The organism is Agrobacterium leguminum (assembly GCF_005144435.2).
In the GTDB taxonomy this organism is placed as follows: Bacteria; Pseudomonadota; Alphaproteobacteria; order Rhizobiales; family Rhizobiaceae; genus Agrobacterium; species Agrobacterium leguminum.
In genome coordinates, this window is record NZ_CP120211.1 from 1,205,063 (window position 1) to 1,231,249 (window position 26,187).

At 59.8% G+C, this 26,187-nt stretch carries 25 protein-coding genes; 11 read left to right on the forward strand and 14 right to left on the reverse strand.

Annotated elements, in window-relative coordinates:
* The first annotated feature begins 62 nt into the window (after window positions 1-62).
* On the forward strand, window positions 63-1,055 hold the full coding sequence (gene znuA, locus CFBP4996_RS05985; protein WP_080852009.1) for a zinc ABC transporter substrate-binding protein ZnuA: 993 nt from the start codon (window positions 63-65) through the stop codon (window positions 1,053-1,055).
* Between the two features lie 195 nt (window positions 1,056-1,250).
* Here znuA and CFBP4996_RS05990 read toward each other — a convergent pair whose 3' ends face one another.
* The gene (locus CFBP4996_RS05990; RefSeq protein ID WP_162935872.1) at window positions 1,251-2,303 is read right to left on the reverse strand and encodes a LacI family transcriptional regulator; all 1,053 of its coding nucleotides are present in this window, start codon (window positions 2,301-2,303) and stop codon (window positions 1,251-1,253) included.
* 491 nt (window positions 2,304-2,794) lie between these two features.
* Between CFBP4996_RS05990 and CFBP4996_RS05995 the strand changes: the two genes are divergently transcribed.
* From CFBP4996_RS05995 to CFBP4996_RS06005, 3 genes are all read left to right on the forward strand, one after another.
* Window positions 2,795-5,293 carry a beta-mannosidase gene (locus CFBP4996_RS05995; RefSeq protein ID WP_162935871.1) on the forward strand — a complete coding sequence of 833 codons (2,499 nt, stop codon included), beginning with the start codon at window positions 2,795-2,797 and terminating at the stop codon, window positions 5,291-5,293.
* Between the two features lie 103 nt (window positions 5,294-5,396).
* Window positions 5,397-6,428 carry an L-glyceraldehyde 3-phosphate reductase gene (gene mgrA, locus CFBP4996_RS06000; RefSeq protein ID WP_080852007.1) on the forward strand — a complete coding sequence of 344 codons (1,032 nt, stop codon included), beginning with the start codon at window positions 5,397-5,399 and terminating at the stop codon, window positions 6,426-6,428.
* 190 nt (window positions 6,429-6,618) lie between these two features.
* A complete protein-coding gene (locus tag CFBP4996_RS06005; RefSeq protein WP_035223395.1) occupies window positions 6,619-6,945 on the forward strand; it encodes an RcnB family protein in 327 nt (108 codons plus the stop codon).
* Between the two features lie 67 nt (window positions 6,946-7,012).
* Here the strand turns inward: CFBP4996_RS06005 and gndA are convergent, their stop codons facing one another.
* The 5 genes from gndA to ccoG form a co-directional block, all read right to left on the reverse strand.
* On the reverse strand, window positions 7,013-8,443 hold the full coding sequence (gene gndA / locus CFBP4996_RS06010) for an NADP-dependent phosphogluconate dehydrogenase (protein ID WP_080852005.1): 1,431 nt from the start codon (window positions 8,441-8,443) through the stop codon (window positions 7,013-7,015).
* A 164-nt stretch (window positions 8,444-8,607) separates the two neighbouring features.
* A complete protein-coding gene (ccoS, locus tag CFBP4996_RS06015; RefSeq protein ID WP_003502794.1) occupies window positions 8,608-8,766 on the reverse strand; it encodes a cbb3-type cytochrome oxidase assembly protein CcoS in 159 nt (52 codons plus the stop codon).
* A complete protein-coding gene (locus tag CFBP4996_RS06020) occupies window positions 8,763-11,054 on the reverse strand; it encodes a cation-translocating P-type ATPase (protein ID WP_080852004.1) in 2,292 nt (763 codons plus the stop codon). Before CFBP4996_RS06020 ends, ccoS begins: the two co-directional genes overlap by 4 nt.
* Window positions 11,051-11,551, reverse strand: a complete 501-nt coding sequence (locus CFBP4996_RS06025) for a FixH family protein (RefSeq protein WP_080852001.1) — start codon at window positions 11,549-11,551, stop codon at window positions 11,051-11,053. Before CFBP4996_RS06025 ends, CFBP4996_RS06020 begins: the two co-directional genes overlap by 4 nt.
* The gene (gene ccoG, locus CFBP4996_RS06030; protein ID WP_080851999.1) at window positions 11,548-13,131 is read right to left on the reverse strand and encodes a cytochrome c oxidase accessory protein CcoG; all 1,584 of its coding nucleotides are present in this window, start codon (window positions 13,129-13,131) and stop codon (window positions 11,548-11,550) included. The genes CFBP4996_RS06025 and ccoG overlap by 4 nt, the downstream gene beginning before the upstream one ends.
* Window positions 13,132-13,249: 118 nt before the next feature.
* On the opposite strand from ccoG, the gene CFBP4996_RS06035 reads away from it, so the two are divergent.
* Window positions 13,250-13,654 carry an SRPBCC family protein gene (locus CFBP4996_RS06035; RefSeq protein WP_080851997.1) on the forward strand — a complete coding sequence of 135 codons (405 nt, stop codon included), beginning with the start codon at window positions 13,250-13,252 and terminating at the stop codon, window positions 13,652-13,654.
* Window positions 13,655-13,664: 10 nt separating this feature from the next.
* Window positions 13,665-14,021, forward strand: a complete 357-nt coding sequence (locus CFBP4996_RS06040) for a VOC family protein (RefSeq protein WP_080851995.1) — start codon at window positions 13,665-13,667, stop codon at window positions 14,019-14,021.
* Between the two features lie 236 nt (window positions 14,022-14,257).
* Here CFBP4996_RS06040 and ccoP read toward each other — a convergent pair whose 3' ends face one another.
* The 5 genes from ccoP to cobU all read right to left on the reverse strand — a co-directional run bounded on the left by ccoP (window position 14,258) and on the right by cobU (window position 18,417).
* Entirely contained in the window at window positions 14,258-15,121 is an 864-nt protein-coding gene (gene ccoP, locus CFBP4996_RS06045; RefSeq protein WP_078053008.1) for a cytochrome-c oxidase, cbb3-type subunit III, read from the reverse strand.
* A 3-nt stretch (window positions 15,122-15,124) separates the two neighbouring features.
* Window positions 15,125-15,277: a CcoQ/FixQ family Cbb3-type cytochrome c oxidase assembly chaperone gene (locus tag CFBP4996_RS06050; RefSeq protein WP_003525003.1), complete on the reverse strand. Its 153-nt coding sequence runs from the start codon at window positions 15,275-15,277 to the stop codon at window positions 15,125-15,127.
* A 13-nt stretch (window positions 15,278-15,290) separates the two neighbouring features.
* Window positions 15,291-16,022 carry a cytochrome-c oxidase, cbb3-type subunit II gene (ccoO, locus tag CFBP4996_RS06055; RefSeq protein WP_080851993.1) on the reverse strand — a complete coding sequence of 244 codons (732 nt, stop codon included), beginning with the start codon at window positions 16,020-16,022 and terminating at the stop codon, window positions 15,291-15,293.
* 11 nt (window positions 16,023-16,033) lie between these two features.
* The gene (ccoN, locus tag CFBP4996_RS06060) at window positions 16,034-17,656 is read right to left on the reverse strand and encodes a cytochrome-c oxidase, cbb3-type subunit I (RefSeq protein ID WP_080851991.1); all 1,623 of its coding nucleotides are present in this window, start codon (window positions 17,654-17,656) and stop codon (window positions 16,034-16,036) included.
* Between the two features lie 239 nt (window positions 17,657-17,895).
* Window positions 17,896-18,417 (reverse strand): bifunctional adenosylcobinamide kinase/adenosylcobinamide-phosphate guanylyltransferase, encoded by a 522-nt coding sequence (cobU, locus tag CFBP4996_RS06065; RefSeq protein WP_080851989.1) that lies wholly within the window; start codon window positions 18,415-18,417, stop codon window positions 17,896-17,898.
* Window positions 18,418-18,920: 503 nt separating this feature from the next.
* Between cobU and CFBP4996_RS06070 the strand changes: the two genes are divergently transcribed.
* Together CFBP4996_RS06070 and CFBP4996_RS06075 are read left to right on the forward strand one after the other, a co-directional pair.
* Window positions 18,921-19,613, forward strand: a complete 693-nt coding sequence (locus CFBP4996_RS06070) for a DUF599 domain-containing protein (protein ID WP_003524993.1) — start codon at window positions 18,921-18,923, stop codon at window positions 19,611-19,613.
* Between the two features lie 69 nt (window positions 19,614-19,682).
* A complete protein-coding gene (locus CFBP4996_RS06075) occupies window positions 19,683-20,648 on the forward strand; it encodes a heparan-alpha-glucosaminide N-acetyltransferase (RefSeq protein ID WP_080851987.1) in 966 nt (321 codons plus the stop codon).
* A 143-nt stretch (window positions 20,649-20,791) separates the two neighbouring features.
* Here the strand turns inward: CFBP4996_RS06075 and CFBP4996_RS06080 are convergent, their stop codons facing one another.
* From CFBP4996_RS06080 to CFBP4996_RS06090, 3 genes are all read right to left on the reverse strand, one after another.
* The gene (locus CFBP4996_RS06080; RefSeq protein WP_003524989.1) at window positions 20,792-21,178 is read right to left on the reverse strand and encodes a MerR family transcriptional regulator; all 387 of its coding nucleotides are present in this window, start codon (window positions 21,176-21,178) and stop codon (window positions 20,792-20,794) included.
* 72 nt (window positions 21,179-21,250) lie between these two features.
* The gene (gene mgtE / locus CFBP4996_RS06085) at window positions 21,251-22,678 is read right to left on the reverse strand and encodes a magnesium transporter (protein ID WP_080851985.1); all 1,428 of its coding nucleotides are present in this window, start codon (window positions 22,676-22,678) and stop codon (window positions 21,251-21,253) included.
* Complete coding sequence (locus tag CFBP4996_RS06090; RefSeq protein ID WP_170988565.1) at window positions 22,665-22,805, reverse strand: hypothetical protein; 141 nt, start codon at window positions 22,803-22,805, stop codon at window positions 22,665-22,667. Before CFBP4996_RS06090 ends, mgtE begins: the two co-directional genes overlap by 14 nt.
* A 266-nt stretch (window positions 22,806-23,071) precedes the next feature.
* Here CFBP4996_RS06090 and CFBP4996_RS06095 point away from each other — a divergent pair, with 266 nt between their 5' ends.
* The 3 genes from CFBP4996_RS06095 to CFBP4996_RS06105 are packed head-to-tail and all read left to right on the forward strand — an operon-like array spanning window position 23,072 to window position 26,186.
* Window positions 23,072-25,372 carry an FdhF/YdeP family oxidoreductase gene (locus CFBP4996_RS06095; RefSeq protein WP_162935870.1) on the forward strand — a complete coding sequence of 767 codons (2,301 nt, stop codon included), beginning with the start codon at window positions 23,072-23,074 and terminating at the stop codon, window positions 25,370-25,372.
* Window positions 25,372-25,674 carry a hypothetical protein gene (locus CFBP4996_RS06100; RefSeq protein WP_080851981.1) on the forward strand — a complete coding sequence of 101 codons (303 nt, stop codon included), beginning with the start codon at window positions 25,372-25,374 and terminating at the stop codon, window positions 25,672-25,674. Before CFBP4996_RS06095 ends, CFBP4996_RS06100 begins: the two co-directional genes overlap by 1 nt.
* Window positions 25,675-25,691: 17 nt before the next feature.
* Window positions 25,692-26,186, forward strand: coding sequence for a peptide deformylase (locus CFBP4996_RS06105; RefSeq protein WP_080851979.1), 495 nt, complete (start codon window positions 25,692-25,694; stop codon window positions 26,184-26,186).
* Window position 26,187 lies beyond the last annotated feature (1 nt).

Here is a 26,187-nt window from a genome sequence, read left to right on the forward strand (position 1 = left end):
GTTATAGAGTTACGCAATAAATGTAATAACATAACTATACTTCTTCAAGTGGAGTGCATTTCATGAAATCGTTCCTGATCCCGCTCATGGCATCGGTGGCAATAGCGGCCGCCGCTTCCGGCGCCACCGCCGCGCCCGATGTCGTGGTCTCGATCAAGCCCGTCCATTCCCTCGTCGCCACCATCATGCGGGGCGTCGGCGAACCGCAGCTCATCGTCGACGGCGCGGCTTCGCCGCATACCTATAATCTCAGACCGTCCAATGCCCGCAAGCTCGAAAAGGCCGATGTGGTCTTCTGGGTTGGGCCGGGACTGGAAGCATTCCTGGAAAAGCCGCTCGAAGCGCTTGCCAGCAAGGCGACCGTGGTGGAACTGGAAGATGCCAAGGGTCTGGAAAAGCTGCCCTTCCGTGAAGGCGGCCCGTTTGAAGCACATGACCATGGCGATGAAGGCCACGAAGCGCATGACGGCCACGCTGAAGAGGAAGGCGCGCACGATCATGGACACGACCATGCGGAGGGTCACGAAGGCCATGACCACGGCGCATATGACACCCATCTCTGGCTCGATCCCGCCAATGCCAAGGCCATGGCGCAGACGATAGAAACCGCGCTGATCGCCGCCGATGCCGGCAATGCCGCGACCTATCAGGCCAATACCAAAAAACTGATCGACGACCTCGATGCGCTCGATGCCGAACTCAGGGAAACGGTCAAGCCGGTGAAGGACAAGCCCTTCATCGTCTTCCACGATGCCTATCAATATTTCGAGCATCGTTACGGCGTGAAGACGGCGGGGTCGATCACCGTCAGCCCCGAAACCCTGCCCGGTGCGGACCGCGTCAAGCAGATGCAGGAAAAGGTTCGCCAGCTCGGCGCAACCTGCGTTTTCGCTGAACCGCAATTCGAGCCGAAGCTGATTTCGGTCATTACCGAAGGCACCGCCGCGAAATCGGCGACGCTCGATCCGGAGGCAGCGACACTGGAACCCGGCCCGGACCTCTATTTCAAGCTGATGCGCGGCATTGCAGGCTCGCTGAAGGATTGCCTGTCCTGATGCGCATTGCCGCCCCTAACACCCCGGTTCCGTCATTCCGGCTTTGAACCGGAATACGGGCCGAGGCGTGAGTGATCGGAAGAATACATATTTCAAACAAGTTACTTGCGCTTGAAATATAAAGTAATGCATGAGGAAACGAGGCGCGACAATCGCTGGGTAAAGACGTCGCGCCATCAATCGCAAAGCAGCTCGTTACGGCTTCGGCGCCATTGAAGACCAGACAGGGCTGCTGATGCTCTGCAGGGTTTCCGGCGGCGCACCGTTGATGCGCGCCAGAAGGGCCTTCGCAAGCTCCCTGCCCGCCAGTTTGATATCCTCATTGACGGTGTGGATCTGCGGTTTGATCCAGTTCAGGAACTCGGCGGACTGTTTCGAGACGATATCGATATCTTCGCCGATCCTCACACCCGCTGCCTCAAAACCGGCCACCAGCGCGATTGTGCTGCTGCCGCTGATCGAAACGATGCCGTCGGGACGGTCATCGGATTGCATCAGCCGCTGGCCGAAATCGCGGATTTTTTCGAGCGGCGTTTCGATGGTGATGGCATCCAGCGGAAATTCGCTAAGGCCGAAGTCCCTGATTGCCCTCATGAACCCCTTGCGGGCGTGATCGTGGAATGAAAACCGCGATGGCGGCACGACGACCGCGATCCTTTTGCGTCCGCATTGCGCCAGTCGCTCGACCGCCTCATAGGCATAGGCTTCGTTATCGAAATCATGAAAGGCATGGTCGATGCCCATATCGGACCGCCCATGAGTGACGAAGGGCATGTTGCGCTCCGTCATGAAACGAACGCGCGGATCGTTGGGCTCGATCTTCGAAATAATGACCCCATCCGCCGAACCGGTATCGAGAATATAGCGGATCGGCACCATGGAATCCTTGGCATGGATGTGGGGCGTCACGACCAGATGATATTGTGTTGTGGAAAGAACCTCGGTGATGCCGAAGACCATCTGGCTGGTGAAACCCATCAGTTCTTCATCGACGCTCAACACAAGGGCAATCACATTGGTCTTGCCGGTGCGAAGGCGCACCCCGGCCCGGTTTGGCTGGTAACCGATCTGCCGGGCGATCAGCCGCACGCGCTCCTTGGTTTCAGCGCCGATATCGGGCGCATCCTTCAGTGCGCGCGAGACGGTGGTGATGCCGAGACCCGTCATATAGGCGATTGTCTTCAAGGTCGGACGCTCGCCCGTGGTCGCGGGTATGTCGTCCCTGCCGGATTTGCCAGTATCGTTCATGTCATTTCGCCACGCTTTACCGAACGATAATCATAGATAGCTTTTGCTCCGTTGCAAAGGCAAAGGTCTGCGGTCAAAGGCCGGTCTTGTCCGGCTATCCGCCAATTCAGCTAAAACGATATAGGTCCGGAAAATATTTCCCGACTGCGATCCTTTTCTTACGGGGCCAAAAGTCCGAATATCATGGAATAAAAATTCTCATTTTACAGATTAAAAAACTGACATAAAATACTAATATAAAATAAAAAAACTCACGAATTACTGAGCGAGACAACGTCATTGTCAAGCCCCGGCGTTCCCCGACATTTTTCATGTTACTGATTCCCACTCAAAGGAATGACGGAACGATTGTTTTACGGTAACGTTGCCGAAGGGAGGAAATCGCAAAGCCGGATAAATGTGAGGCAGCCGCTTTGCGAGCGTCCATTTCCCCCCAGATTCTGACACAAGCCTGCACCATGATGCAGGCCAGTCTTCTTCGAATTCATATTATGCAGGGTCCGATTATGATTTCTTCTTCCTCGCCCGAAACCGTCATCGATCTGGCCGGGTCCTGGCGCCTGACCTCGGTGGAAGGAGACCACGCCACCCAGCTTTCCGTACCGGGCGATATTCACACCGCGCTCAAAAATGCGGGCATCATTCCAGATCCCTATCACGGCGCCAATGAGAAGGCGGTACAATGGGTCGCGCAGCAGGACTGGATCCTCGAGCGAACCTTCATTCTCGATGAGGGGGATGCCAGCTGGTATCTCGATATCGATTACCTCGACACCGTCGCCATCGTCTTCGTCAACGACATCCCGGTGCTGAGCGCCGACAATTGTTTCCGCCGTTACCGCCCGGATGTTTCGCGGGCTGTGCGGCCGGGTGAAAACACCATCCGCATCCATTTCCATTCCAACATCGCGGCCGGCGCGGAACGGCAGGCGCGGCAGCCTTTTTATATTCCCTATCACCCTGGCAATTCGCCGATTGCCAATGGCAACATGCTGCGCAAGCCGCAATGCCATTTCGGCTGGGACTGGAATATCGCGATTGCCCCGCTCGGCCTTTACGGCAAAATCTTGCTGAAGCGCCTCGATACAGCCCGCATCGAACATGTCGTCACCTCGCAGCACCATGTCGAAGGCGGCGTGGAACTGCATGTGGCCGTCACGCTGTTTGCCGAAGGCCCCGCGAGCCTGCCGGTCTATCTGTCGCTGAATGACGAAAGGCTCAGGCTCGATTGCGGCGTCGGCGTCGGCGAAACGGTGGTGCGCCACGTCTTCTTCGTGGAAAACCCGGAGCTCTGGTGGCCAGCCGGCAGTGGCGAACAGACGCTCTACAGGCTGACGGTGGAATTGCCCGATGAGACCGTGACCCGGCAGATCGGCTTCAGGACCATCGAGCTTCTGACGGACAAAGACGAGGCAGGCAGCCGCTTTGCCTTCCGCATCAACGGCCGGGAAATCTTCTGCCGCGGCGCCAACTGGATCCCCGCCGATGCGCTTTATTCGCTGACCAGCCGGGAAAAGACCGAAGACCTTCTCTGCTCCGCGGTCGAGGCCAATATGAACATGATCCGCGTCTGGGGCGGCGGGTTCTATGAGGAAGACTGGTTCTACGATCTCTGCGACCGCCTCGGCCTGCTGGTCTGGCAGGATTTCATGTTCGCCTGCAATCTCTATCCCTGCAGCGAGGACTTCCTCGACAATGTCGAACACGAGGTCGACTATCAGGTTAAACGCCTCTCCTCCCATCCGTCCATCGCGCTCTGGTGCGGCGATAATGAGCTGGTGGGTGCGCTGACCTGGTTCGATGAATCCCGCAACAATCGCGACCGTTATCTCGTGGCCTATGACCGCCTGAACCGCACGATCGAAAGAGCCCTGAAAAAAGCCGCCCCCGAAGCGCACTGGTGGCCATCGAGCCCCGCCTCCGGTTATCTCGATTATGGCGATGCCTGGCACGCGGATGGTTCCGGCGACATGCATTATTGGTCCGTCTGGCACGAGAACAAGTCGTTCGACAATTATCGTTCGGTGAAACCACGCTTCTGCTCCGAATTCGGTTTCCAGTCCTATACATCCATGCCCGTCATCCGCACCTACGCGGAAGACAGGGACATGAACATCGCCTCCCCAGTCATCGAGCTGCACCAGAAGAATGTCGGCGGCAATGAGCGGATTGCGGGCACCATGTTCCGCTACTTCCGCTTTCCGAAGGATTTCGAGAATTTCATTTATCTCAGCCAGGTGCAGCAGGCGCTGGCGATCCGCACGGCTGTCGATTACTGGCGCTCGCTCAAGCCCCATTGCATGGGCACGCTTTATTGGCAGCTCAACGACACATGGCCGGTCGCCTCATGGTCGAGCCTCGATTATGGCGGCGGCTGGAAAGCGCTGCATTATGCCGCCCGCCGTTTCTTCCAGCCCGTCACGGTCTCGGCCATCCCCTCAGAAGATGGACGCCGGGTGAACTTCTCCATGGTCAACGACACGGCGGAGGATGTGGAGATCGACATGAACATCATTGCGTTGACCATGGACGGCAACCGCGTGCCGCTGAAATCCGCCAACGGCACCTGCGCGACCGACAGGGCCGCCATGCTGACCGATATCGACATGGACAGCCTGCCTGACGGCGCCGTCCTTGCCTGGAGCTTCATCGCTTCCAACGGCATGACCGGCGAAGGCCACCATGTGCGCGATAGCTACAAGGCGCTGGAGCTTCAGCCCGCCGGCCTGACATTCACCACCAATACACTGAAAAACGGCCAGTTCGAAATCGATGTTACCGCCACCGGTCTCGCCCTCTTCGTCATGCTGGAGGCAGATCAGCCCGGACGTTATTCCGACAATCTCTTCGATCTTGCCGCCGGCGAAACGCGCCGTATCATCTTCACCCCGAAAGCGGACGGCCCCCAGCCGCATTTCCGCATCTTCGATCTTCATACCTGCCAATCCTCGCCCAATCCCGGCATTGAAACCATGCGGAGAAAGGCATAACCATCCCTCTCGGGAATGACAGGTGAACCCACGCCTGTCTTCATCGGTTCAAAAGGTTGCCGGGTTCTCCGGCAGCCAGTCATCAGCAAGCGGAGGAAGACCCATGGTTTGGCAACCGGCCGAAAACCGATATGCATCCATGAAATATAATCATTGCGGCAAGACCGGCCTGAAACTGCCGGCAATCTCGCTGGGGCTCTGGCACAATTTCGGCAACGATACGCCGCACCAGACCAAACAGGCCATTTGCCGCCGCGCTTTCGATCTCGGCATCACCCATTTCGATCTCGCCAACAATTACGGCCCGCCGCCCGGCAGCGCCGAAACCGCCTTCGGTGAAATCCTGAAGACGGATTTTGCCGGCTATCGCGACGAGATGATCATCTCCTCCAAGGCCGGTTACAACATGTGGCCCGGCCCCTATGGCGAATGGGGCAGCCGCAAATACGTAATCGCCTCCTGCGACCAGAGCCTGAAGCGCATGGGTCTGGATTACGTCGATATCTTCTATTCCCACCGCTTCGACCCCAATACGCCGCTTGAGGAAACCTGCGGCGCGCTGGACCAGATCGTGCGTTCGGGCAAGGCGCTTTATGTCGGCATCTCGTCCTACAATTCGAAGCGCACCCGCGAGGCCGCCGCGATCCTGAAGGACCTCGGCACGCCCTGCATCATCCATCAGCCGAGCTATTCGATGATCAACCGCTGGATCGAGGAAGACGGTCTCGTCGATACGCTGGAAGAACTGGGCATCGGCTCCATCGTCTTCTCCCCGCTGGCGCAGGGCATGTTGACGACGAAATATCTGGGTGGCGTGCCGCAGGGCAGCCGTGCCGCGCAGAGCAAGTCGCTGAACCCCGCTTTCCTCAACGAGCGCAATGTCGAGAACATCCGTGCACTCAACAGCATTGCCGAGCGGCGCGGCCAGACGCTGGCGCAGATGGCGATTGCCTGGGTTCTGCGCGGCGGCCGCATCACCTCGGCGCTCATTGGCGCAAGCCGTGTCGAACAGGTCGAGGATTGCGTGAAGGCGCTCGACAAGCCGGATTTCACGGCCGAGGAACTTGCCGAAATCGACCGTTACGCCAAGGAAGCGGATATCAACCTCTGGGCAAAATCCGCCGAACGCGTCTGACTGAGGAGAGACCGCCCGGTTCCGCCGGGCGGTCTGCACATTGCAAAAGCCGGGCCAAAAATCTCAAAACAAAAGATTAACTCCCACCCCTAACCGTTAACAACCATTACATAAATGTAATTTTAAATTCAGTTTCCGTTCATTCGTTTATCCGTAAGTTCTCCTCATCGAAACCCAAGAGGAAACTTCCATGAAAAAGTTCGTCACCATTCTTCTGGCCGCCACCGTTCTCGCCGCTCCGATGGCTCAGGCCCAAAGCCGCCACGACGATCGCCATCGCGGCGTCACCGTCGAGCGTCAGGTCACCACCAAGAAGGTCATCGTCAAGAAGCACCGCTGGGATCGCGGCCAGCGCCTGTCTGCGGGTGAACGCCGCCACGTCATCGACCGCCGCGATTATCGCCGCTATCGCCTTGCCGAGCCGCGCCGCGACCAGCGCTGGGTGCGCGTCGACAACCAGTTCCTGCTCATCAATGCCGTCAGCGGCCTGATCGTCGGCCTCGCCGCCGCCCGCTAATCCAGGCATAGATGAAATGAAAAAGGCCCGCTCGCGCGGGCCTTTTGTCGTTTGTCGTTTCAGCCGATCAGAAAATGTCGGCGCCGCTGCCCCAAGGGCCGTGCGGCTTGTCCACACCGTCGGTGCGTTCGAAACCATGCGCGCCGAAGAAGTCGCGCTGCGCCTGAATGAGGTTGGCGCTGCCGCGGCCACGGCGATAGGCGTCGAAATAACCAAGTGCCGAAGCCAGCGCCGAAACCGGCAGACCCGACAGAACGGCATAGGAAACGACACGGCGCAACGGCGCGTCCGTATCCTTGACGATGCCGGCAAAGGCAGGCGTCACGATGAGGTTGGCCACATGCGGGTCCTTGGTGAAGGCCGAGGTGATCTCATCGAGGAATTCCGAGCGGATGATGCAGCCGGCGCGCCAGATGCGGGCAATCGTCGGCATCGGCAGGTTCCAGTTGAACTCCTTGGAAGCGGCCGACATGATGGCGAAGCCCTGCGCATAAGCGCCGACCTTGGCGGCCAGAAGCGCGCTTTCCAGATCGGCGATGAAGGCCTTTTTGTCAGCCGGTGCCGCTGCGAGTGTCGGCAGGCCGAAGATCTTCTCGGCAGCTTCGCGCTCATCCTTCTGCGACGACAGGATACGGGCAGCCACGGCCGCCTCGATGGCGGTTGCAGCGACGCCCATATTCTGCGCCTCGATGACCGACCACTTGCCGGTGCCCTTCTGGCCGGCCTTGTCGAGGATCAAATCGACCATCGGCTTGCCGGTGATCGGATCGGCGGCGCGCAGGACCTTCTCGGTGATTTCGATCAGGTAGGAATTCAGGCGGCCCTTGTTCCATTCTGCGAACACGTCGGCGATTTCGACGGCGCTCATGCCAAGGCCATCACGCAGGATGCCGTAGATTTCGGCGATCATCTGCATGTCGGCATATTCGATGCCGTTATGGATGGTCTTGACGAAATGGCCGGCGCCGTCATTGCCGAGCCATGCCACGCACGGATCGTTATTGTACTTGGCGGAAATGGAAGTCAGCACCTTCTCGACGCGCTTCCAGCTGTCCTCGGTGCCGCCAACCATGATCGACGGTCCGTGGCGCGCACCTTCTTCACCGCCGGAAACGCCCATGCCGATAAAGGTCAGGCCGCTATCCTTCAGATTGTCGAAACGGCGGATCGTATCGCGGAAATTCGCATTGCCGGCATCGATCATGATGTCGCCATTGGCGAGATGCGGTTTCAGGATTTCCATCTGCTGGTCGACCGGATCGCCGGCCTTGATCATGATGATGATCGGGCGCGGAGGGCGAATGGCGGCGACGAATTCCTCGATGGTTTCGCAGGGGATCAACTGTCCCTGCAACTCCCCAGCCTCGGCGTAGAATTTTTTCGTCGCTTCAGGGGTTCGGTTGAATACGGCAATCTTGTTGCCCTTTTCCGCGATGTTCAACGCCAGGTTCGAGCCCATGACGCCGAGACCGATCAAACCGATTTCTGCCTGTTCCACGGATGTGCCTCCATCTTGCTTTTTGGTGGTCGTGTTGTGGCACTGTAATGAACAAACGGCAAGGCTAGCCGGGACTGAAACGATTAAATTTTGATGACGCAAATCAGCTTTGCATATTTGCGACAGGTCGAGGCCGGTTCAAAACGCCAAGCCCGCCTCGCCTCTTATGATCGTCGGGGCCGGTCGTCACCGTCATCCAGCGCCCGCCAGGCGGCCCCGTCCATATCCTCATATTGGCCCGAGCGCACCGACCAGAGGAAGGCGAAAAGGCCAAGCGCGCCTAAGAACAGCGCGACGGGAATGAGATAGATCAGCATATTCATGCCAGTTGCGCCCCCTCGCCTGCAAATCCGGTCTTCGCTTGGTTCTGAGGACGGACGGTTTCAGCCGTACCGGCAAGACGCAACGCATTGGCCACGACGATCAGGGACGATGTCGACATGGCGATGGCCGCAATCATCGGCGTCGCATAACCGGCAATCGCAATCGGCACGGCAATGATGTTGTAGCCGATGGCAAGCGCGAAGTTCTGCCGAATTAGCCTTCCTGCCCGCTGCGATGTCTCGATTGCGAAAGGCACGGCATCGAGATCCTCCTGCATGAACACGAAATCGGCGGCCTGCCGGCCGATATCGGCGGCGGTGGCGGGCGCCATGGACACATGCGCGGCGGCGAGCGCCGGCGCGTCGTTGATACCGTCTCCCACCATCAGCACCCTGCGCCCCTCGCCGGCAAGCTCGGCGCAACGCGCCGCCTTGTCCTTCGGCGAAAGGTCGGCACGCCAGTTGCCGATCCCCAGTCGCTGCGCCATGGCGCTGACGGCTGCTGCCCGGTCACCCGAAACGATTTCCTGCATCAGGCCCCGCACCGACAGGCTGCGCAATGCCGCAACCGCACCCGCGCGCGGATTATCCTCGAAACCGAAGCTCGCCAGATGCCTGCCATCGAGGGACAGCACCACTTCCGAGCGCGCATCGCCATTGTCGACGCTCACTTCATCCGGGCATGCGAAACGGCGATTGCCCAGCCGGTAGGTTCCGGCTTCCGTCTCCGCCTCGACGCCGGAGCCCGGAATTTCCCGCACCGCCTCATAGGCCGGCACAGCGCCACTATAAGCCGCATGCAAGGCTTTCGACAGAGGATGCCGCGAATGGGCTGCAAGCCCGGCTGCAATCGCCATGGTGGCAGGCTTCACATCGCCGGTCTCGACCAATCTCGGTTTTCCGACGGTCAGGGTGCCGGTCTTGTCGAACAGCACGGTATCGATTTCGGCCAGCCGCTCCATGGCCGAGCCTTCCTTGACCATGATGCCGTGCCGGAAAAGCCTTCCGGCGGCCACCACCTGCACGACGGGAACGGCAAGACCAAGCGCGCAGGGGCAGGTGATGATGAGAACCGCAATAGCGATCAGCATCGCCTGTTTCCAGTCGCCACCGAAAATGCCCCAGCCGAGAAACGTCACCAGCGCAAGAAGATGCACCACGGGAGAATAATAGCTTGCGGCCCGGTCGGCGATGCGCCGGTAACGCGCCCGCCCGCCTTCGGCCGCTTCCATCAGCCCGATCACTTCCGAGAGGAAGGAATCCTTCGCCGATGCCATCACCCGTGCGGTGAGCGAACCGGTGAGATTGAGCGTACCGGCCTGAAGGCTGTCGCCTGCCGTAACGCGGCGTGGCGCGCTTTCACCATTGACGATGGACATGTCGAGATCGCTGCTGCCGGAGACGACCACGGCATCCACCGCCACGCGGTCCCCGGCCGCAATCGCCATCGACATTCCCGGCTGGATATCGGCAAGCGGCCGATATTCCCGCGTTCCATTCTCACCGATCACCGTTGCCCCGCGCGGCGAAAGACGGGCAAGCCCGGCAATGGCCGAACGCGCCTTGTCACGCATGATATGGTCAAGCGTTCGGCCGATCAGCAGGAAGAACAGCAGCGATACGGTCGCATCGAACCATGCATGTTCGCCGTGATGGATCGTCTCCCACAGCGAAACGGCATAGGAAAGCGTGATGGCAAGGGCGATCGGCACATCCATATTGGTGCGGCCGTGTTTCAGTGCGTTCCAGGCCGATTGATAGAAGAAACGCCCGCCATAAATCAGCGCCGGCGCGGCGATCATCGCCGAAATCCAGTGGAACATGTCGCGCGTCGCCGCATCCGCCCCCGACCAGACGGAGACGGACAGAAGCATGATATTGGCGGAGGCAAAACCGCACAGCGCCACCGCCCTTATCAGCTGCGAGCGCAACGAGTCGGAAGCATCCTGCGCGCTGGCGAAAAGATGAGTGCGGTATCCCGTCGACAGAATTGCACGGGCAATCTCGGCGGGATCGGTCCTGACGCCATTGACCTCTTCCCTCCACACAACCGCCACACGTTTGGACGACAGGTTCACCCGTGCCCGTTCCACCTGCGGCAAACGGTTAAGCGCGGTCTCGATGGTTGTGATGCAGGCGCCGCAATACACATCCGGCACGCTGAGATCGGTCTGGCGCAACCCCTGCCCCAGATCGCGGCTCGCCAGCAGCAATTCCTCCGACGATGGCGGATTGACCGGCTCGCCGAGTTGAAGCGAACCTTCCGTTCCCGGTGCGCAGCAGCTCATTTGCGCCCCCTGATGACGGCAATCCGCGTGCCCTCATGCACGATAATCCGGCCGTCCTTGACGGCGGTAACCTCGACGATCCATTGGCCCGGCAGCATGTCATGCGGGCCGGTGAAGACGCCGGTGGAAACCGGGGTCAGCTCCATGTCGAAATTCTGGCGTTCCCCGACAGGCCGGCGAAAATGCGCCGTCACCCTATCGGTGTCGACCGGGCCGGTGTCGGGATGAAACACCTCGTAACGCACCGTCTTTTCATCCACGATGAGCTTGCCCTTGATACCGGTGGCAGCCCTTGCCTTGGCGGCTTCCGCCTTGGCGTTGAACTGCTGGCTGGCCACATAGGTATTAGGCACGACGAGCCCGCTCCAGCTGTTGACCGCGTTCCAGGCCATCACCATGTTGACGGTGATGACGGTGCCGAAAAACAGCAGCATGACACCCAGCATATGCCAGCCGGTGAACGTGAAACCGGACGTCTGGCGATTGTTCACGGTCATTTTTTCACTCCCGGAGCGTTGAAGACAGCATCGTAGCGGGCCGTCTCATGGCCACCCGTATCGCTGACGATGAATTCGAAATTTTCCGCCGCCCGCGCAACATCTTTGCCCGGCAGGGTGACAAAGACCTTCAGCGTCGTCGCCTCGTCCGGCTCCACCGTCACTTCGAAGGTGCGCGCGGCCGTATCCGGCATGCCGTTGATCTTCATCACCGCATTCGGAATGCCCTCGATGGTCAGGCTCATTATGCGCGGCTGCGGCACCATGTTGAGAATGCGCACCGTATAGCCGTTGCGAATGGAGCCGTTCGATTCCAGCACATATTGCGGATTGCGGTCATGCAGCACATTCAGCGCCAGCCGCTCGCGCGTCACCAGCGCAAACAGCATGCCGATACCGACCGCCGACCAGATTGCCGTGTAAAGCAGCGTGCGCGGCCGGAAGACGATGCGCCAGTTGAAGTGGCGGATGCTCTTCCTGAAGCTGCCGTCCTCCTCGCGCACATTGGCGGGGCGGATGGCATGCTCACCATTGCCGGTCGCCAGCGCCATGTTGGACTGGTATTCGGAAAGCGTCGCATAGGCGATCAGCCCGCGCGGCTTGCCGATCTTGTCCATCACCGCGTCGCAGGCATCGATGCAGAGCGCGCAGGTGATGCATTCCAGCTGCTGCCCGTCCCTGATATCGATGCCCATGGGACAGACCGCGACGCAGGCATTGCAATCGACGCAATCGCCGATGCTCTCCCCTGCCGCCGCAGCCTTCTTGGCATGCCGCGAGCGCGGTTCGCCGCGCCAGTCATTATAGGTGACGACAAGCGAATTCTCATCCAGCATCGCCGCCTGAATGCGCGGCCAGGGACACATATAGGTGCAGACCTGTTCCCGCATCAGCCCGCCGAAGACATAGGTGGTGGCGGTGAGGATGGCGACGGTGGAATAGGCGATCATCGGCGCCTGCCCGGTCATGAACTGCATGGCCAGCGTCGGCGCATCGGCGAAATAGAAAATCCAGGCGCCGCCGGTCAGAACGCCGATCACCAGCCAGATCGCGTGTTTCAGCACCCGCTTGCGCAATTTGCCGAATGTGAAGGGCGCGGCATCCAGTTTCATGCGCGCGTTCCTGTCGCCCTCTATCGCCCGTTCGACCACCAGAAACAGGTCGACCCAGACGGTCTGCGGACAGGTGTAACCGCACCATGCGCGCCCGACAGCGGAAGTGACAAGAAAGAGCCCAAGCCCGGCCATGACCAGCAATCCGGCAACGAAGAAGAACTCCTGCGGCCAGATTTCGATGAAGAAGAAATAAAAGCGCCGGTTGGCGATATCGATCAGCACCGCCTGATCCGGCGCATAGGGACCGCGATCCCAGCGCAGGAACGGCGTCAGATAATAAATGCCGAGCGTGACCAGCATCACCAGCCATTTGAACCGCCGGAACCGCCCTTCCGCGCGCTTGGGAAAAATCTTCCTGCGTGCTTCGTAGAGCGGTTTGCGCGTTTTTGCGGAATTGACGGCTTCCGCCTCCAGCCTCTCGACGGGCTGTTGCGGGCGATCCTGTCCGGCGCGATAGATGTTCATGATAGGAGTCCGTTTTTATCTCCTTGCTTTCTCCCATCTCCCCGGTGAAACATCCTTGACTTACATCAAGTGACGACAAAGTGGCGCAGATGGGAACGCGCCGCCAAGGGAGGATGAAATGCCTGTCATGCAGTCGAGAATCATTCATCTGTCGGTCGAAAAACCCTGGAGCCATGTCTATGACTTCGCCTCCAACCCGCAGAACATGCCCCGCTGGGCCGCAGGTCTTGCGGGCGGCCTCACACCGGACGGCGAGGACTGGATCGCCGAGGGCGGGCCGCTTGGCGAGGTGCGCGTCAATTTCGCGCCCGCAAACGAGTTCGGCGTCATCGACCATGTCGTGACCTTGCCGGATGGCGTGAAGGTTTATAACGCGCTACGGGTCACGCCGAACGGCAGCGGTACGGAGGTGAGTTTCACCCTGCTTCGCCTTCAGGGCATGACGGACGAGGATTTCGAGCAGGATGCAAAAGCGATCACGGCCGATCTCAAAACGCTGAAGGCGCTGCTCGAAAAGGATTGATGGAGGAAGCATGACCACGAATACGAACGACCGGCGGATCGACTATATCGAATTCAACGTCGCCAATATCGAGCGCAGCAAGGAATTTTACGGCGGCGCCTTCGGCTGGTCCTTTAAGGATTACGGTCCGCAATATTGCGAGTTTTCCGATGGCCGACTGACCGGCGGTTTCACCACCACGGCGCCGGTCTCGGCCAAGGGCGGACCGCTCGTCATTCTCTACGCCGCCGATATCGAGGATGTGCAACGACGCGTCGAAGCCGCCGGCGGAGAGATCAGTGTTGCACTTTTCGAGTTTCCGGGCGGACGGCGTTTTCACTTCACTGATCCGGACGGGTATGAACTGGCCGTCTGGTCGGATCGATAAGAAAAAGGCCGCATCGCGGCCCACATTGAAACCTCTCCGTCATGCCGGACTTGATCCGGCATCCAGCCACGGCGCGTCTGCGCCGTGAGAAGAGTCTTTTGCGATCAATGACTTGATCGCGCTGGACCCCGGATCAAGTCCGGGGTGACGAGTGCGGATGAGGCACTCTGCCCAAAACATCTCCGCGTGGCCTTAGGGCCGCATCACGCGGCCCTTTGCTTTTCTACCTCAAGCAATCACTCGCCCCCGCCAAGCGAGTGCACGAAGATCGCCAGCTGCTTAACCGTCGTATCACCGAGACGCTCACCCCAGGCGGGCATGACCCCGTGCTTGGGCGAGCGGATCTGCGCGACGATGCCTTCCTCCCCATGCGCCTTCAGCCAGATCGCATCGGCCAGATTGGGCGCGCCGAATTCGCGATTACCCTTGGCATCTTCGCCGTGACACGAAGCGCAATTGTCAGCAAAGACCTGCTTGCCAGGCTCCACCAGAGCCGGGTTGGAGGGGGTGCCGGTGAGACTGACAACGTAGGCAGCAACCTCGCGGATTTCGTCCGATTTCAGAATTTCACCGAAAGCGGGCATTTCCGAAGCACGCGTATCCGCATCGTCGGCAAAACGAATGCCGTGCTTCACCGTCGTATAGATGTCGTCGACGCTGCCGCCCCACATCCAGTCGTCATCGTTGAGGTTGGGATAACCCTGCCCGCCTTCCGCGCCCGAACCGTGACACTGAATGCAATTGACCTTGAAAGCGGCAGCGCCGCCGGAAAGGGCAAATTGCATCAGGGTCGGGTCGGCCTGAATTTCGGCAAGCGACGAATTAGCGATCTTGTCGACAAAGACGCTCTGCGACTGTTTTGCATCGGCAATTTCGGCGGCAATATCGCCACGGCTGTTCCAGCCGAGCAACCCTTGCGTCGCCCCATTGATCAGCGGCCATGCCGGATAGGCGATGGTGTAGCCGATGGCCCACAGGATCGTGAAATAGAAGGTCCAGACCCACCAGCGCGGCATGGGATTGTTCAGCTCGCGGATACCGTCCCATTCATGGCCGGTGGTTTCGACGCCGCTGATGTCATCAATGTGTTTTTCGGACATATCCTAGTCCTCCTTGAGCGGAATGCTGGCGGCATCGTCCGCGGCTTGTCTGGAGCCGGGGCGAAGGGTGAAAACGACGACGCCGGCAAAGAACAGGGTCATGGCAAGCAGGCCCCAGCTATCGGCGAAGTGGCGCATGGCCGTGTAGGTTTCCATGGCTTAAACCTCCTCACCGGTATCCGGCGGCATCGTCATAGGTCGAGAAATCGACCAGCGTGCCGAGCATCTGCAGATAGGCGACCAGCGCATCCATTTCGGTAAGCCTGGCCGGATCGCCGTCGAAATCGCCCACCTTCGCCTTCGGATAACGCGCCAGAAGTTCCGACGAATCCGCATTCGGGTCGGCCTGGGCGGCAAGATCGGCGGCGGATTTTTCGATCATCTCGTCGCTATAGGGCACGCCGACTGCGCGGTTGGCCTTCAGCTCCATGGAAACGTCGGTGATCTTCAGCGTCGTGGTCTTCAGGAACGCATAGGAGGGCATGATCGATTCCGGCACCACCGAACGCGGATCGGCCAGATGCTGCACGTGCCACTCGTTCGAATAACGATCGCCGACGCGCGCGAGGTCCGGCCCCGTGCGCTTGGAACCCCATTGGAACGGGTGGTCGTACATGGATTCCGCCGCCAGACTGTAATGCCCGTAACGCTCCACCTCGTCGCGGAAGGGCCGGATCATCTGGCTGTGGCAGACATAACATCCCTCGCGGATGTAGATGTTGCGCCCGGCCAGCTCCAGCGGCGTGTAGGGTCGCATGCCCTCCACCTTCTCGATGGTGTTTTCGAGATAAAAGAGCGGTGCGATTTCAACGATGCCGCCGATGGAAACGACCAGCAGGGAACCGACCAGAAGCAGCGTCGCGTTGCGTTCGATGACGGCGTGTTTGTCAAGAATGGACATGGGGCCCCTCCTTATTCGGCAGGCTGCAGCGAGGGTGTCGCGCCTTTGCTGGCGCCCTCCTCGCGTTGATGACCGAGGATGGTCATCGTGACGTTGTAGGCCATGATCAGCGCGCCGCTGAGGAACATCAGGCCGCCCAATGCACGCATCACGTAATAGGGGAACAGCGCTGCGACCGATTCCGCGAAGGAATAGACGAGGAAGCCTTGGGCATCGTATTCGCGCCACATCAGCGCCTGCTGGATGCCGGCCACCCACATGACGGCGGCGTAAACGACGATACCGAGCGTGGCGAGCCAGAAGTGCCAGTTGACCAGTTGCAGGCTATAGAGGCGCTCCCTGCCCCACAGTTTCGGCGTCAGGTAATAGATCGCGCCGAAGGTGATCATGCCGTTCCAGCCGAGAGCGCCGGAATGAACATGGCCGATGGTCCAGTCGGTATAGTGGCTGAGCGAGTTGACGGCCTTGATCGACATCATCGGGCCTTCGAAGGTCGCCATGCCGTAGAAGGCAACCGCCATCACCATCATGCGCACGACGGGATCGGTACGGATCTTGTCCCATGCGCCCGAAAGCGTCATCAGACCGTTGATCATGCCGCCCCACGAGGGCATCCACAACATGACAGAGAACACCATGCCGAGCGTCTGCGCCCAGTCCGGCAGCGCTGTGTAGTGCAGGTGGTGCGGACCGGCCCAGATATACATGAAGATCAGCGCCCAGAAGTGGATGATCGACAGGCGGTAGGAATAGACCGGGCGGTTCACCTGCTTCGGGATGAAGTAGTACATCATGCCGAGGAAGCCGGCCGTCAGGAAGAAGCCGACGGCGTTATGGCCGTACCACCATTGCGTCAGCGCGTCCTGCACGCCCGAGAAGGCCGAATAGCTCTTGATCCCGAGGAAGGACACCGGCACCGCCAGATTATTGACGATATGCAGCATGGCGATGGTGACGATGAAACTCAGATAGAACCAGTTCGCCACATAGATATGCGGCTCCTTGCGCGTGAGGATCGTACCGAGGAACACAAGCAGATAGGCGACCCAGACGATGGTCAGCCAGATGTCCACATACCATTCCGGCTCCGCATATTCGCGGCCCTGCGTAATACCGAGCAGATAGCCGGTGGCGGCCATGACGATGAAGAGGTTGTAGCCCCAGAACACGAACCAGCCGAGATTGCCGCCGAACAGGCGCGCCCGACAGGTTCTCTGCACCACGTAAAAGGAAGTGGCGATCAGCGCATTTCCCCCGAAAGCGAAGATCACCGCCGATGTGTGCAGCGGCCGCATCCGGCCGAAATTGAAATAGGGCGCGATATTAAGATCGGGAAAGGCGAGCTGAAGCGCCACCACGACGCCGACCAGAAAACCGACGACCCCCCAGAACACGGTGGCGATGACGCCGTATTTCACCACCTCGTCGAAATATTCCGACTTGAGGCGGGCACGCGCGGCTGAATCGACAGGCGCGAAGGAGACACGGCGCAGCAGAAGCACCGTGCTGACCAGAAGCGTAAAGAACAGCACCCACATATGGGCGGCGAAAAGACTGTCATGGGCAAAGGCTGCCCCGAGCAACGCGAGAAAGGCGCCGAGCGCCACGATCGCGGTTTCTAACGTGTAATTCATTGTTGGTTTCCCCCAACGTGCAAGCCGACCGACGAAAGGCACGGCACGCGCCTGGGAGAGCGGAAACGCGCCTTTGCGTCGGTTGGAGCATTGCCACCGGCAGGGGAACGCCACCTTGATCCAGATCAAGAAAGCAAAGCTGTCGCAGCCCCGGCAAAACGGGGCGCGGCTTTCTGAGAGGAATTTGCGTAAGAGCAAAAATGCGCGGCGACGTCGGCCCTGCTTTCGCTGGTGCCGTTTCAGCCCTTCATCTTCAGGGGCAGACCGGCGGCGACAAAATAGACCTCACCGGCAATGGCGGCGATTCGCTGATGCAGGCGGCCGGCGTGATCGCGAAATTCCCGCGCCATGCGGTTTTCCGGCACGATGCCGAGACCGACTTCGTTGGAGACGAAAATCAGCCTCGCCCGAGCCGATACAATCGCCGCCTCAAGCGCCGCAAAGGCAGCCTCGATATCGGCATTCTCCATCATCAGATTGGTGAGCCACAGGGTGAGGCAATCGATGAGAACGACATTTTCCGGCGCGTCGAGCTGCTCCAGCACGGCGGCAATATCGACGGGCGCTTCATGGGTGGCCCATTCGCCGCCGCGCCGCGCCTGATGATGGACGATGCGGTCGCGCATCTCGTCATCCCATGCCCGGCCGGTGGCCAGATAATGCAGGCTTCCACCGGACTTGCCCGCAAGCTCCTCCGCAAAACGGGACTTGCCGGAGCGCGCGCCGCCAAGAATGAAAACGGAGCGGTTTTTATCTGTCATCTAAAACCTGAAGGAAAAGAATGAAGCGGACCGGCATCTTCGCCGTGTCGCAAGCCAGGGACAGGCAGACATGAAGGGAACGATTCGTAGAAAAAGGCGTCCCCCGGTTGCTCATGCCGGACTGCCGCTGATACCGGGCCGGAGAAAACAAGACCTGCCTGCAGGATGCGGGGCATATCAGCCTTGGCTGCTCCGGATACCGGAAACACCGGTCCTGATGAAAGGCTAGGTGCGAACGGCCATCCTGTCAATCGGTCCCTGCCGTTAGCCAAAAATCAGGCGGAACCGGGACGCAAAACCTTAATCCGGAACCGGCAGACCTGTCGTCCGCGGCAAGATTGATAAAGCGACTTGGTTACCGGAAAGTTAGCGAAAAACCGAATGATGAAACCGCAACGCCAAAGGAGAATATGGAGTGACGGCAGCCGCCGCCATTGCCTTGCCATGGCCTTCAAATCAATATGCTTTCGAAGATTCGCAAACAGCAAGGTGACCTGCCCGTGATGACCGTCATGGACTATATCTCGATCGTCGTTTTCATCCTGCTATGGGCCGTCTATACCCATGTCACGACGGGAACGAGGCTGTTTTCGAGAGCCAGCCTCAATCAGGCCATGGCCGAGCGTCGGCGAGACTGGATCATGAATTCGCTGAAGCGCGACCTGAAGATGATCGACACGCAGATCATGGCCGGCCTGCAGAACGGCACCGCCTTTTTCGCTTCCACCTCCATCTTCGCCATCGGCGGATGTTTCGCCCTTCTGGGCGCGACCGAACAGGTCGAATCGGTGTTTCGCGACATGCCTTTCGTGCATTATGCCGGGCGCACGGCCTTCGAACTGAAGGTCATAGGGCTCACCTGTCTTTTCGGTTATTCCTTCTTCAAGTTCGGCTGGTCCTACCGCCTGTTCAACTATTGCACGATCCTGTTCGGCGCCATTCCCATGGTCCACGATGTCGGCGCCGATCGCGAGGCGGCGGAGCGGGCGGCCGAAAACGTCATAAAGATGAACATCATCGCTGCTAAGAACTTCAATGACGGCCTGCGGACCATCTTTCTGTCCATCGGTTATCTCGGCTGGTTCATCAGCCCTTACGTCTTCATCGCCAGCACGGTCATCATCATCGTGGCGCTGTTGCGCCGCCAGTTCTTTTCCGAAGCGCGACGCGCCATCATGGAAGAAAACAGGCCTTGAAATAGCCGCACTTCAAGGGCCAAGCCCAGCGTGGTACCGGCCTCCCCGAAAGCTTGAAAAACGGAAACCATGGACACGAACGCAGCCGCAAACGAAAACCGCCGCAAAGGCCGCATAGGCGGTCTCGACACCCTGCGCGGGCTGGCCCTCATCGCCATGGCGTCCTACCACTTCACTTGGAATCTGGAATATTTCGGCTATCTCGAACCCGGCACGGCGACGACCGGCCTGTGGAAACTCTATGCGCGCGGCATCGCCAGCTCGTTCCTGTTTCTGGCGGGTTTCAGCCTGTTTCTCGCCCATGGCAAGGGCGTGAACTGGCCGTCCTTCGGCAAGCGTTTTGCGATGGTGGCCGGCTCGGCGCTGCTCATTACCGTCGCCACCTATTTCGCCTTTCCGGACAGCTTCATCTTCTTCGGCATATTGCACAATATCGCCGCCGCAAGCCTTGTCGGGCTGCTGTTCCTGCGAGCCCCCGCGGCCGTGACGCTGCTTTTTGCAGCGATCGCTTTCATCCTGCCGCACTATCTGCAATCCGAACTGTTCAACGCAAAATGGCTGGCCTGGATCGGTTTTTCCACCATGCCGCCCCGCTCGAACGATTATGTGCCGCTGCTGCCCTGGCTTGCGCCCTTCCTCGCCGGACTTGCGGTCTCGCAATTCGTCATACCGCGCGACTGGCTCGACCGCTTTCGAAGCCCGAGTTCGCCTCGCAATCTGATCGCAGGCGCCGGCCGTCACAGCCTTGCCTTTTACCTCATCCACCAGCCGGTGCTGATCGGCCTCGTCTACACCCTGTCGCTCATCGCCCCGCCCCCGCCTGTCGATCAGGTCGAGCTTTACAAATCGAGCTGTGAAAAGAGCTGCGTCGAGCAGGCGAACGGGCTGGAACTGTGCCAGCGTTTCTGCGGCTGCACGCTGGAGAAGCTGCAGGCGGAAAACCTGTTCGACACGATGATGGAAGGCAAGCTCAGCGCCGATCAGCAGACGAAGGTCAGCGAGGTGGCGCAACAGTGTACGGTTGAGGCGCAGTAGGTACGAGTGGGCCAAATCGAGCCGACGTTTTCGAGCGTTCCCATCCGCACTCGGCGTCATCCTCGGGCTTGTCCCGAGGATGACGGAGGAGACATATTAATTCTTAAACGATGACGCAGCGCGAATATCGCCCGAAATTTCGTTCACGTCCCAACGCCGATTTCGGCAAGCCGCGTCAGACAGGCTTCTTCGACATTGTCGAGTTCCGCCAGCGTCTCTTCGATGTCCTTGCGTTTTTGCCGAAGCTCGGCGCGCTTTTCATCGACCTTCTTCATCAGAAGCACCAATTGGCCCGATTCGCCCGGCGGTTCCTTGTAGACGTGGATGATTTCGCGAATTTCAGAGATCGTGAAACCGATACGGCGGCCGCGCAGGATTTCCTGAATGAGGCGGCGGTCCGCAGCCCTGAAAAGCCGTGTGCGCCCCCGACGCTCAGGGTGAATCAGCCCCTCGTCCTCGTAAAATCTCAAGGTACGGGTGGAAACACCGAATTCGCGTGTCAGTTCGGTTATGCTATAATACTTGTCCAAGGGCCTATCCGATTCATAACCGGATGATATTATTTGACCTTCACGTAAAAGTCAATTTTCGCCCGCGTGGCCCTACCCGGAAATACCGTACCACCAGGTCGCGATCCCCAGAAAGGCGAAAAAGCCGACAATATCGGTGACCGCCGTGACGAAGACCGCCGAAGAGACCGCCGGGTCCGCCCCGAACTTGTCGAGCACCAGCGGAATGAGAATGCCCGCCAGTGCCGCCGCCAGCATGTTGAGACACATGGCCGTGGCGATGATGCCGCCGATATGGATATCCTGAAACCAGATACCGGCGACAACGCCGATGGCGCAACCGAACAGCATGCCGTTCAGGATACCCACACCCGCCTCGCGCCTGATGATGCGGGCGGCGTTGTGAATATCGAGGCTTTTGGTGGCGAGTGCACGTACCGACACCGTCATGGTCTGCGATCCGGCATTGCCGCCCATGCCGGCCACCGCCGGCATCAGGATCGCCAGCGCGACGATCTGCTGGATCGTCGCATCGAACAGGCTGATGACAGAGGCGGAGAGAAAGGCGGTGATGAGATTGACCGCAAGCCAGGGCACGCGTGAACGGGACGTGCTGGCAATCGAGTCAGACAGCTCTTCGTCACCGACACCGCCAAGGCGCAGCAGATCCTCTTCGGCCTCTTCCTGAATGACGTCCACCACGTCATCGATGGTCAGCACGCCCACTAGTCGGCCGTTGTCGTCGACCACGGCGGCGGAGAGAAGGTCATATTGCTCGAAGAGCTGCGCGGCCTCTTCCTGGTCCATCTCGGCCGGAATGGAGTGGTTGGTCTCGTGCATGATCGTTTCAATCTTCACCTGACGCTTGGCGCGCAGCACCTTGTCGAGATCGAGCGCGCCGACCAGCTTGAAGGTGGGATCGATGACGAAGATCTGCGTGAAGGAATCCGGCAGCTCCTCTTCCTCGCGCAGATAATCGATGGTCTGCCCCACGGTCCAGAACGGCGGCACGGCCACGAATTCCGTCTGCATGCGGCGGCCGGCCGAGCTTTCCGGATAATCCAGAGCCCGCATCAGCCGCACACGTTCGGTGAACGGCAGTTGCGAGAGAATATCCTCGCGGTCCTCGTCGTCGAGATCCTCGAGAATATAGACCGCGTCGTCCGAATCCAGCTCGCCGATACCGGCGGCGATCTGCTCGTTCGACATCTGATCGACGATATCGAGGCGGATACCCTCATCCACCTCGGTCAGCGCCGTCATGTCGAAGTCGGAACCGAGAAGGCGCACGAGCGCATGGCGCTGTTCAGGCAGGATGGATTCCAGCAGGTCGCCGAGTTCGGATTCGTGCAGCCGCGCCACGTTCTTGCGCAGGAAAAGCAGATCACGGTCAGCGATCGCCGCACCCACCATCGTCAGAAAATCCGAGCGGACGGACCCGTCTTCTGCGTAAATATCGGAGGGCGCTTCCGCAGGCTTCATGTCCTCGGGCGCGACAGGATCGTCGTCACGGTCTGTCATCTGGCGTCCCCTTGTATTCAAATGCCGCAGTGCACGGATGCGCAGGCAGAATGGCGTTAAAAGGTTTATTGTCAACAACCGGATAGCGGCAAATAAACAAGCTCTCCGGCTGCGGCGAAAAATCCATTCAACATTCCTCTTCCGGTTCGCAGGCTTAGCCACGGCCAGCGGCTATAGGCATGTTTAGCCAAGCTTTGCAGCTTGTTTTGCGACAACGCCCACCCCCTTTACGCCGTTCCCGTTTTAAATGTCGAACGGGCGAACAAAGGTTTCGCCGCAATGCACAATTAAGACATTGACAGGCAGCGTGGAACGGCGCTTCTGGATAGGCATTTGACAAACGGCAAACGCCGACAGGCGGGCACGAGAAGACAGATTCCGGGAATCAGGACCATGAGCAAGACGGACTTCATAGGCAAGGCATCGACCGCCGCAGGCGGCTGGGGCGCACTCAAAAGCGTCGGCAAACGCCTTCTCGAATCCGGTGCCCCGATTTCCGGCGCCCGCACGCTTTTGAAGACCAACCAGCCGGACGGATTCGACTGCCCGGGCTGCGCCTGGGGCGACCCGGAACACGGTTCCTCTTTCGAGTTCTGCGAAAACGGCGTCAAGGCGGTATCATGGGAGGCGACGGAAGCCCGGGTGCCGCCGGACTTCTTCGCCAGCCGCACCGTCTCGGAACTGCGCAGCTGGTCCGACTACGATCTGGAAAAGCAGGGCCGCCTCACCCACCCCATGCGTTATGACCGGGCGAGCGACAAATATCTGCCCGTCTCCTGGGACGATGCCTTCGCCGAAATCGGTCGTATCCTCAACAGTCTCGACAGCCCGGACCGGGCGGAGTTCTATACCTCCGGCCGCGCCTCCAACGAGGCTGCCTTCCTCTATCAGCTGATGGTCCGGCTTTACGGCACCAACAATTTCCCCGACTGTTCCAACATGTGCCACGAAGCAAGCGGCGTCGGCCTGAAGGCTTCGATCGGCGTCGGCAAAGGCACCGTGCTGCTTGAGGATTTCGAGCAGACGGACGCCATTTTCGTAATCGGACAAAATCCCGGCACCAACCATCCCCGCATGTTGGGAGACCTGCGCCGCGCCGCCCTTCGCGGCGCCCGCATCGCCGTTTTCAACCCCATCCGCGAAAAGGGTCTGGAGCGCTTTGCCGACCCGCAGGACAAGGTGGAGATGATTACCGGCAGCAGCACCCGCATCGCCACCAATTATTACCAACCGCGCCAGGGCGGCGACATGGCGGCCGTGCGCGGCATGAGCAAGGCGGTCTTCGCCGCTGACGATGCCGCAAGGGCGGCGGGCGAACCCGCCATCATCGATTACGACTTCATCGCCGAACATGCAGCGGAGTTCGAGGCCTATCGCGCTGCCGTCGATGCGACGAGCTGGGAAAGCATTCTCGACCAGTCCGGCCTCACCCGCGCGGAAATCGAGGAAGCCGCCCGTATCTACATGAATGCCGGTTCCGTCATCGCCACCTGGGCCATGGGCGTCACCCAGCACAAGCATTCGGTCATCATCGTTCGCGAGATCACCAATTTCATGCTGCTGCGCGGCAATATCGGTCGGCCCGGCGCCGGCCTTTGCCCGGTGCGCGGCCATTCCAACGTGCAGGGCGACCGCACCGTCGGCATCGATGAAAAAGCCCCGCCCGCACTTCTCGACGCGCTGGAAAAGGAACTCGGCGTCCCCATGCCGCGCAAGCCCGGCCACAATACCGTCGAAGCCGTCGCCGCGATGCTGGACGGCGAGGCTCAGACTTTCATCGCGCTCGGCGGCAATTTCATGCGCGCGACGCCCGACAGCCCGCTGATCGTCAAGGCTTTCGAAAAGCAGAAGCTGACCGTCAATATCGCCACCAAGCTCAACCATTCGCATCTGGTGCCGGGCGAAACCTCCTTCGTGCTGCCCTGCCTCGGCCGAACGGAAATCGACCGCAATTCGGCCGGCCGGTCGCAGATCGTCACGGTCGAAGATTCCATGAGCATGGTGCACGGTTCCGGCGGCATCAACCCGCCGGCCTCGGATGAGCTGCGTTCGGAAGTCGCCATCGTCGCCGGTATCGCCGAGGCGACGCTTGGCAATGCCCAAGTCGACTGGAAGGCGCTTGCCGATGATTACGACCTCATCCGCGACATGATCGAGCGGGTCATTCCCGGTTTCGATAATTTCAACGAGCGCGTCCGCGTGCCGCGCGGTTTTCATCTGCGTAACGCGGCAGCCGAACGGGAATGGAACACACCGGCGAAAAAGGCCACCTTCTATAGCGGCCCCTTGCCCGAACAGACAGAACACCAGCAGGCGCTCACGCGCGATGACCTGTTCGTATTGCAGACCTTCCGTAGCCACGATCAGTACAACACCACGATCTACGGCATGGATGACCGATATCGCGGCGTCTATGGCGAGCGCCACGTCATCTTCATGAACCCGAAGGACATGGAAGCGCTCGGTGCCCATTCCCGCCAGCGCGTCGATGTCATCGGCGAATATGGCGACGGCGTGGAACGCATTGCGCGGAATTTCCGGCTGGTGCCCTATAATATCCCGCAGGGCAGTGTCGGCGGTTATTATCCCGAACTGAACGTGCTGGTGCCGCTGTCGAGCTATGGCGAAGGCAGTTTCACGCCGACATCGAAATCGGTGCTCGTCTCCGTTCGCCTGCGCCGGGATGCCTCCTGATGGAAGAGAAGCAATCCGCCGCCGCGTTCATGGCGGCGGTGGAGCGGGTTCATGAAAGCTCCTCACGGGCGCTGACAGCCACGGGCGCAGCGATCCTTCTTTCGGTTTATCTGAACATCGCCGCTGACAGCCGCAGCATCGCCAACCGGCTGGGGCTTGCACACGCCCTCATTCTGCGCGAAATCACTGCCCTGTCGCCACGTTTCGTGCGGGTGACAAAACGCGATGCCCGCACCCAGCGCAGCTTTCTGGAGGCAACCGAAGAAGGACAGGCCCTTGCGGCGGCGTCCCTGCTGATTTGAAACGAACGGAGCATTCCTTGGCAATCAGGCCGATCCTGCCCTACCCCCATCCCGGCTTGTCCGAAATCTGTCCGCCGGTCACGGCTTTCGACGGGCAATTGCAGGAGCTGGTGACGGACCTGATCGACACGATGCGCGCCGCGCCCGGCGTCGGCATCACCGCCGCCCATATCGGCGTCAAGCAGCGAGTTTTCGTGCTGGAGCTGACACCGGGAACCGTGCTTACCTACATCAACCCTGAAGTCGTCAGCCAATCCACGCAGACCATGCGCCATATGGAGGGCAGCGTCTCCATGCCGGGATTTACCGACGAGGTGGAGCGGCCTTCCGAAATCGAGGTGAGATTTCAGGACGTAGCCGGCGGCGAACACCGGCAGCCCGCCGAGGGATTTCACGCCATCTGCATCCAGCACGAGATCGACCAGCTGGACGGCATTTTCTGGCTGAAGCGCCTCTCGAAACTCAAGCGCGACCGGCTGGTGAAAAAATGGGAAAAATCCCGGAAATCCTGAT

Coding starts and splice junctions, on each gene's coding strand:
- CFBP4996_RS06035 (WP_080851997.1), top strand. CDS start 13,250: ATGCCTGTCATGCAGTCGAGAATCATTCATCTGTCGGTCGAAAAACCC.
- ccoP (WP_078053008.1), bottom strand. CDS start 15,121: ATGTCCGAAAAACACATTGATGACATCAGCGGCGTCGAAACCACCGGC.
- CFBP4996_RS06070 (WP_003524993.1), top strand. CDS start 18,921: ATGACCGTCATGGACTATATCTCGATCGTCGTTTTCATCCTGCTATGG.
- CFBP4996_RS06050 (WP_003525003.1), bottom strand. CDS start 15,277: ATGGAAACCTACACGGCCATGCGCCACTTCGCCGATAGCTGGGGCCTG.
- ccoG (WP_080851999.1), bottom strand. CDS start 13,131: ATGAACATCTATCGCGCCGGACAGGATCGCCCGCAACAGCCCGTCGAG.
- CFBP4996_RS06020 (WP_080852004.1), bottom strand. CDS start 11,054: ATGAGCTGCTGCGCACCGGGAACGGAAGGTTCGCTTCAACTCGGCGAG.
- CFBP4996_RS06005 (WP_035223395.1), top strand. CDS start 6,619: ATGAAAAAGTTCGTCACCATTCTTCTGGCCGCCACCGTTCTCGCCGCT.
- CFBP4996_RS05995 (WP_162935871.1), top strand. CDS start 2,795: ATGCAGGGTCCGATTATGATTTCTTCTTCCTCGCCCGAAACCGTCATC.
- znuA (WP_080852009.1), top strand. CDS start 63: ATGAAATCGTTCCTGATCCCGCTCATGGCATCGGTGGCAATAGCGGCC.
- mgtE (WP_080851985.1), bottom strand. CDS start 22,678: ATGACAGACCGTGACGACGATCCTGTCGCGCCCGAGGACATGAAGCCT.
- mgrA (WP_080852007.1), top strand. CDS start 5,397: ATGGTTTGGCAACCGGCCGAAAACCGATATGCATCCATGAAATATAAT.
- CFBP4996_RS06075 (WP_080851987.1), top strand. CDS start 19,683: ATGGACACGAACGCAGCCGCAAACGAAAACCGCCGCAAAGGCCGCATA.
- ccoS (WP_003502794.1), bottom strand. CDS start 8,766: ATGAATATGCTGATCTATCTCATTCCCGTCGCGCTGTTCTTAGGCGCG.
- CFBP4996_RS06100 (WP_080851981.1), top strand. CDS start 25,372: ATGGAAGAGAAGCAATCCGCCGCCGCGTTCATGGCGGCGGTGGAGCGG.
- CFBP4996_RS06040 (WP_080851995.1), top strand. CDS start 13,665: ATGACCACGAATACGAACGACCGGCGGATCGACTATATCGAATTCAAC.
- CFBP4996_RS06025 (WP_080852001.1), bottom strand. CDS start 11,551: ATGACCGTGAACAATCGCCAGACGTCCGGTTTCACGTTCACCGGCTGG.
- CFBP4996_RS06090 (WP_170988565.1), bottom strand. CDS start 22,805: ATGGATTTTTCGCCGCAGCCGGAGAGCTTGTTTATTTGCCGCTATCCG.
- ccoN (WP_080851991.1), bottom strand. CDS start 17,656: ATGAATTACACGTTAGAAACCGCGATCGTGGCGCTCGGCGCCTTTCTC.
- CFBP4996_RS06095 (WP_162935870.1), top strand. CDS start 23,072: ATGAGCAAGACGGACTTCATAGGCAAGGCATCGACCGCCGCAGGCGGC.
- ccoO (WP_080851993.1), bottom strand. CDS start 16,022: ATGTCCATTCTTGACAAACACGCCGTCATCGAACGCAACGCGACGCTG.
- CFBP4996_RS05990 (WP_162935872.1), bottom strand. CDS start 2,303: ATGAACGATACTGGCAAATCCGGCAGGGACGACATACCCGCGACCACG.
- cobU (WP_080851989.1), bottom strand. CDS start 18,417: ATGACAGATAAAAACCGCTCCGTTTTCATTCTTGGCGGCGCGCGCTCC.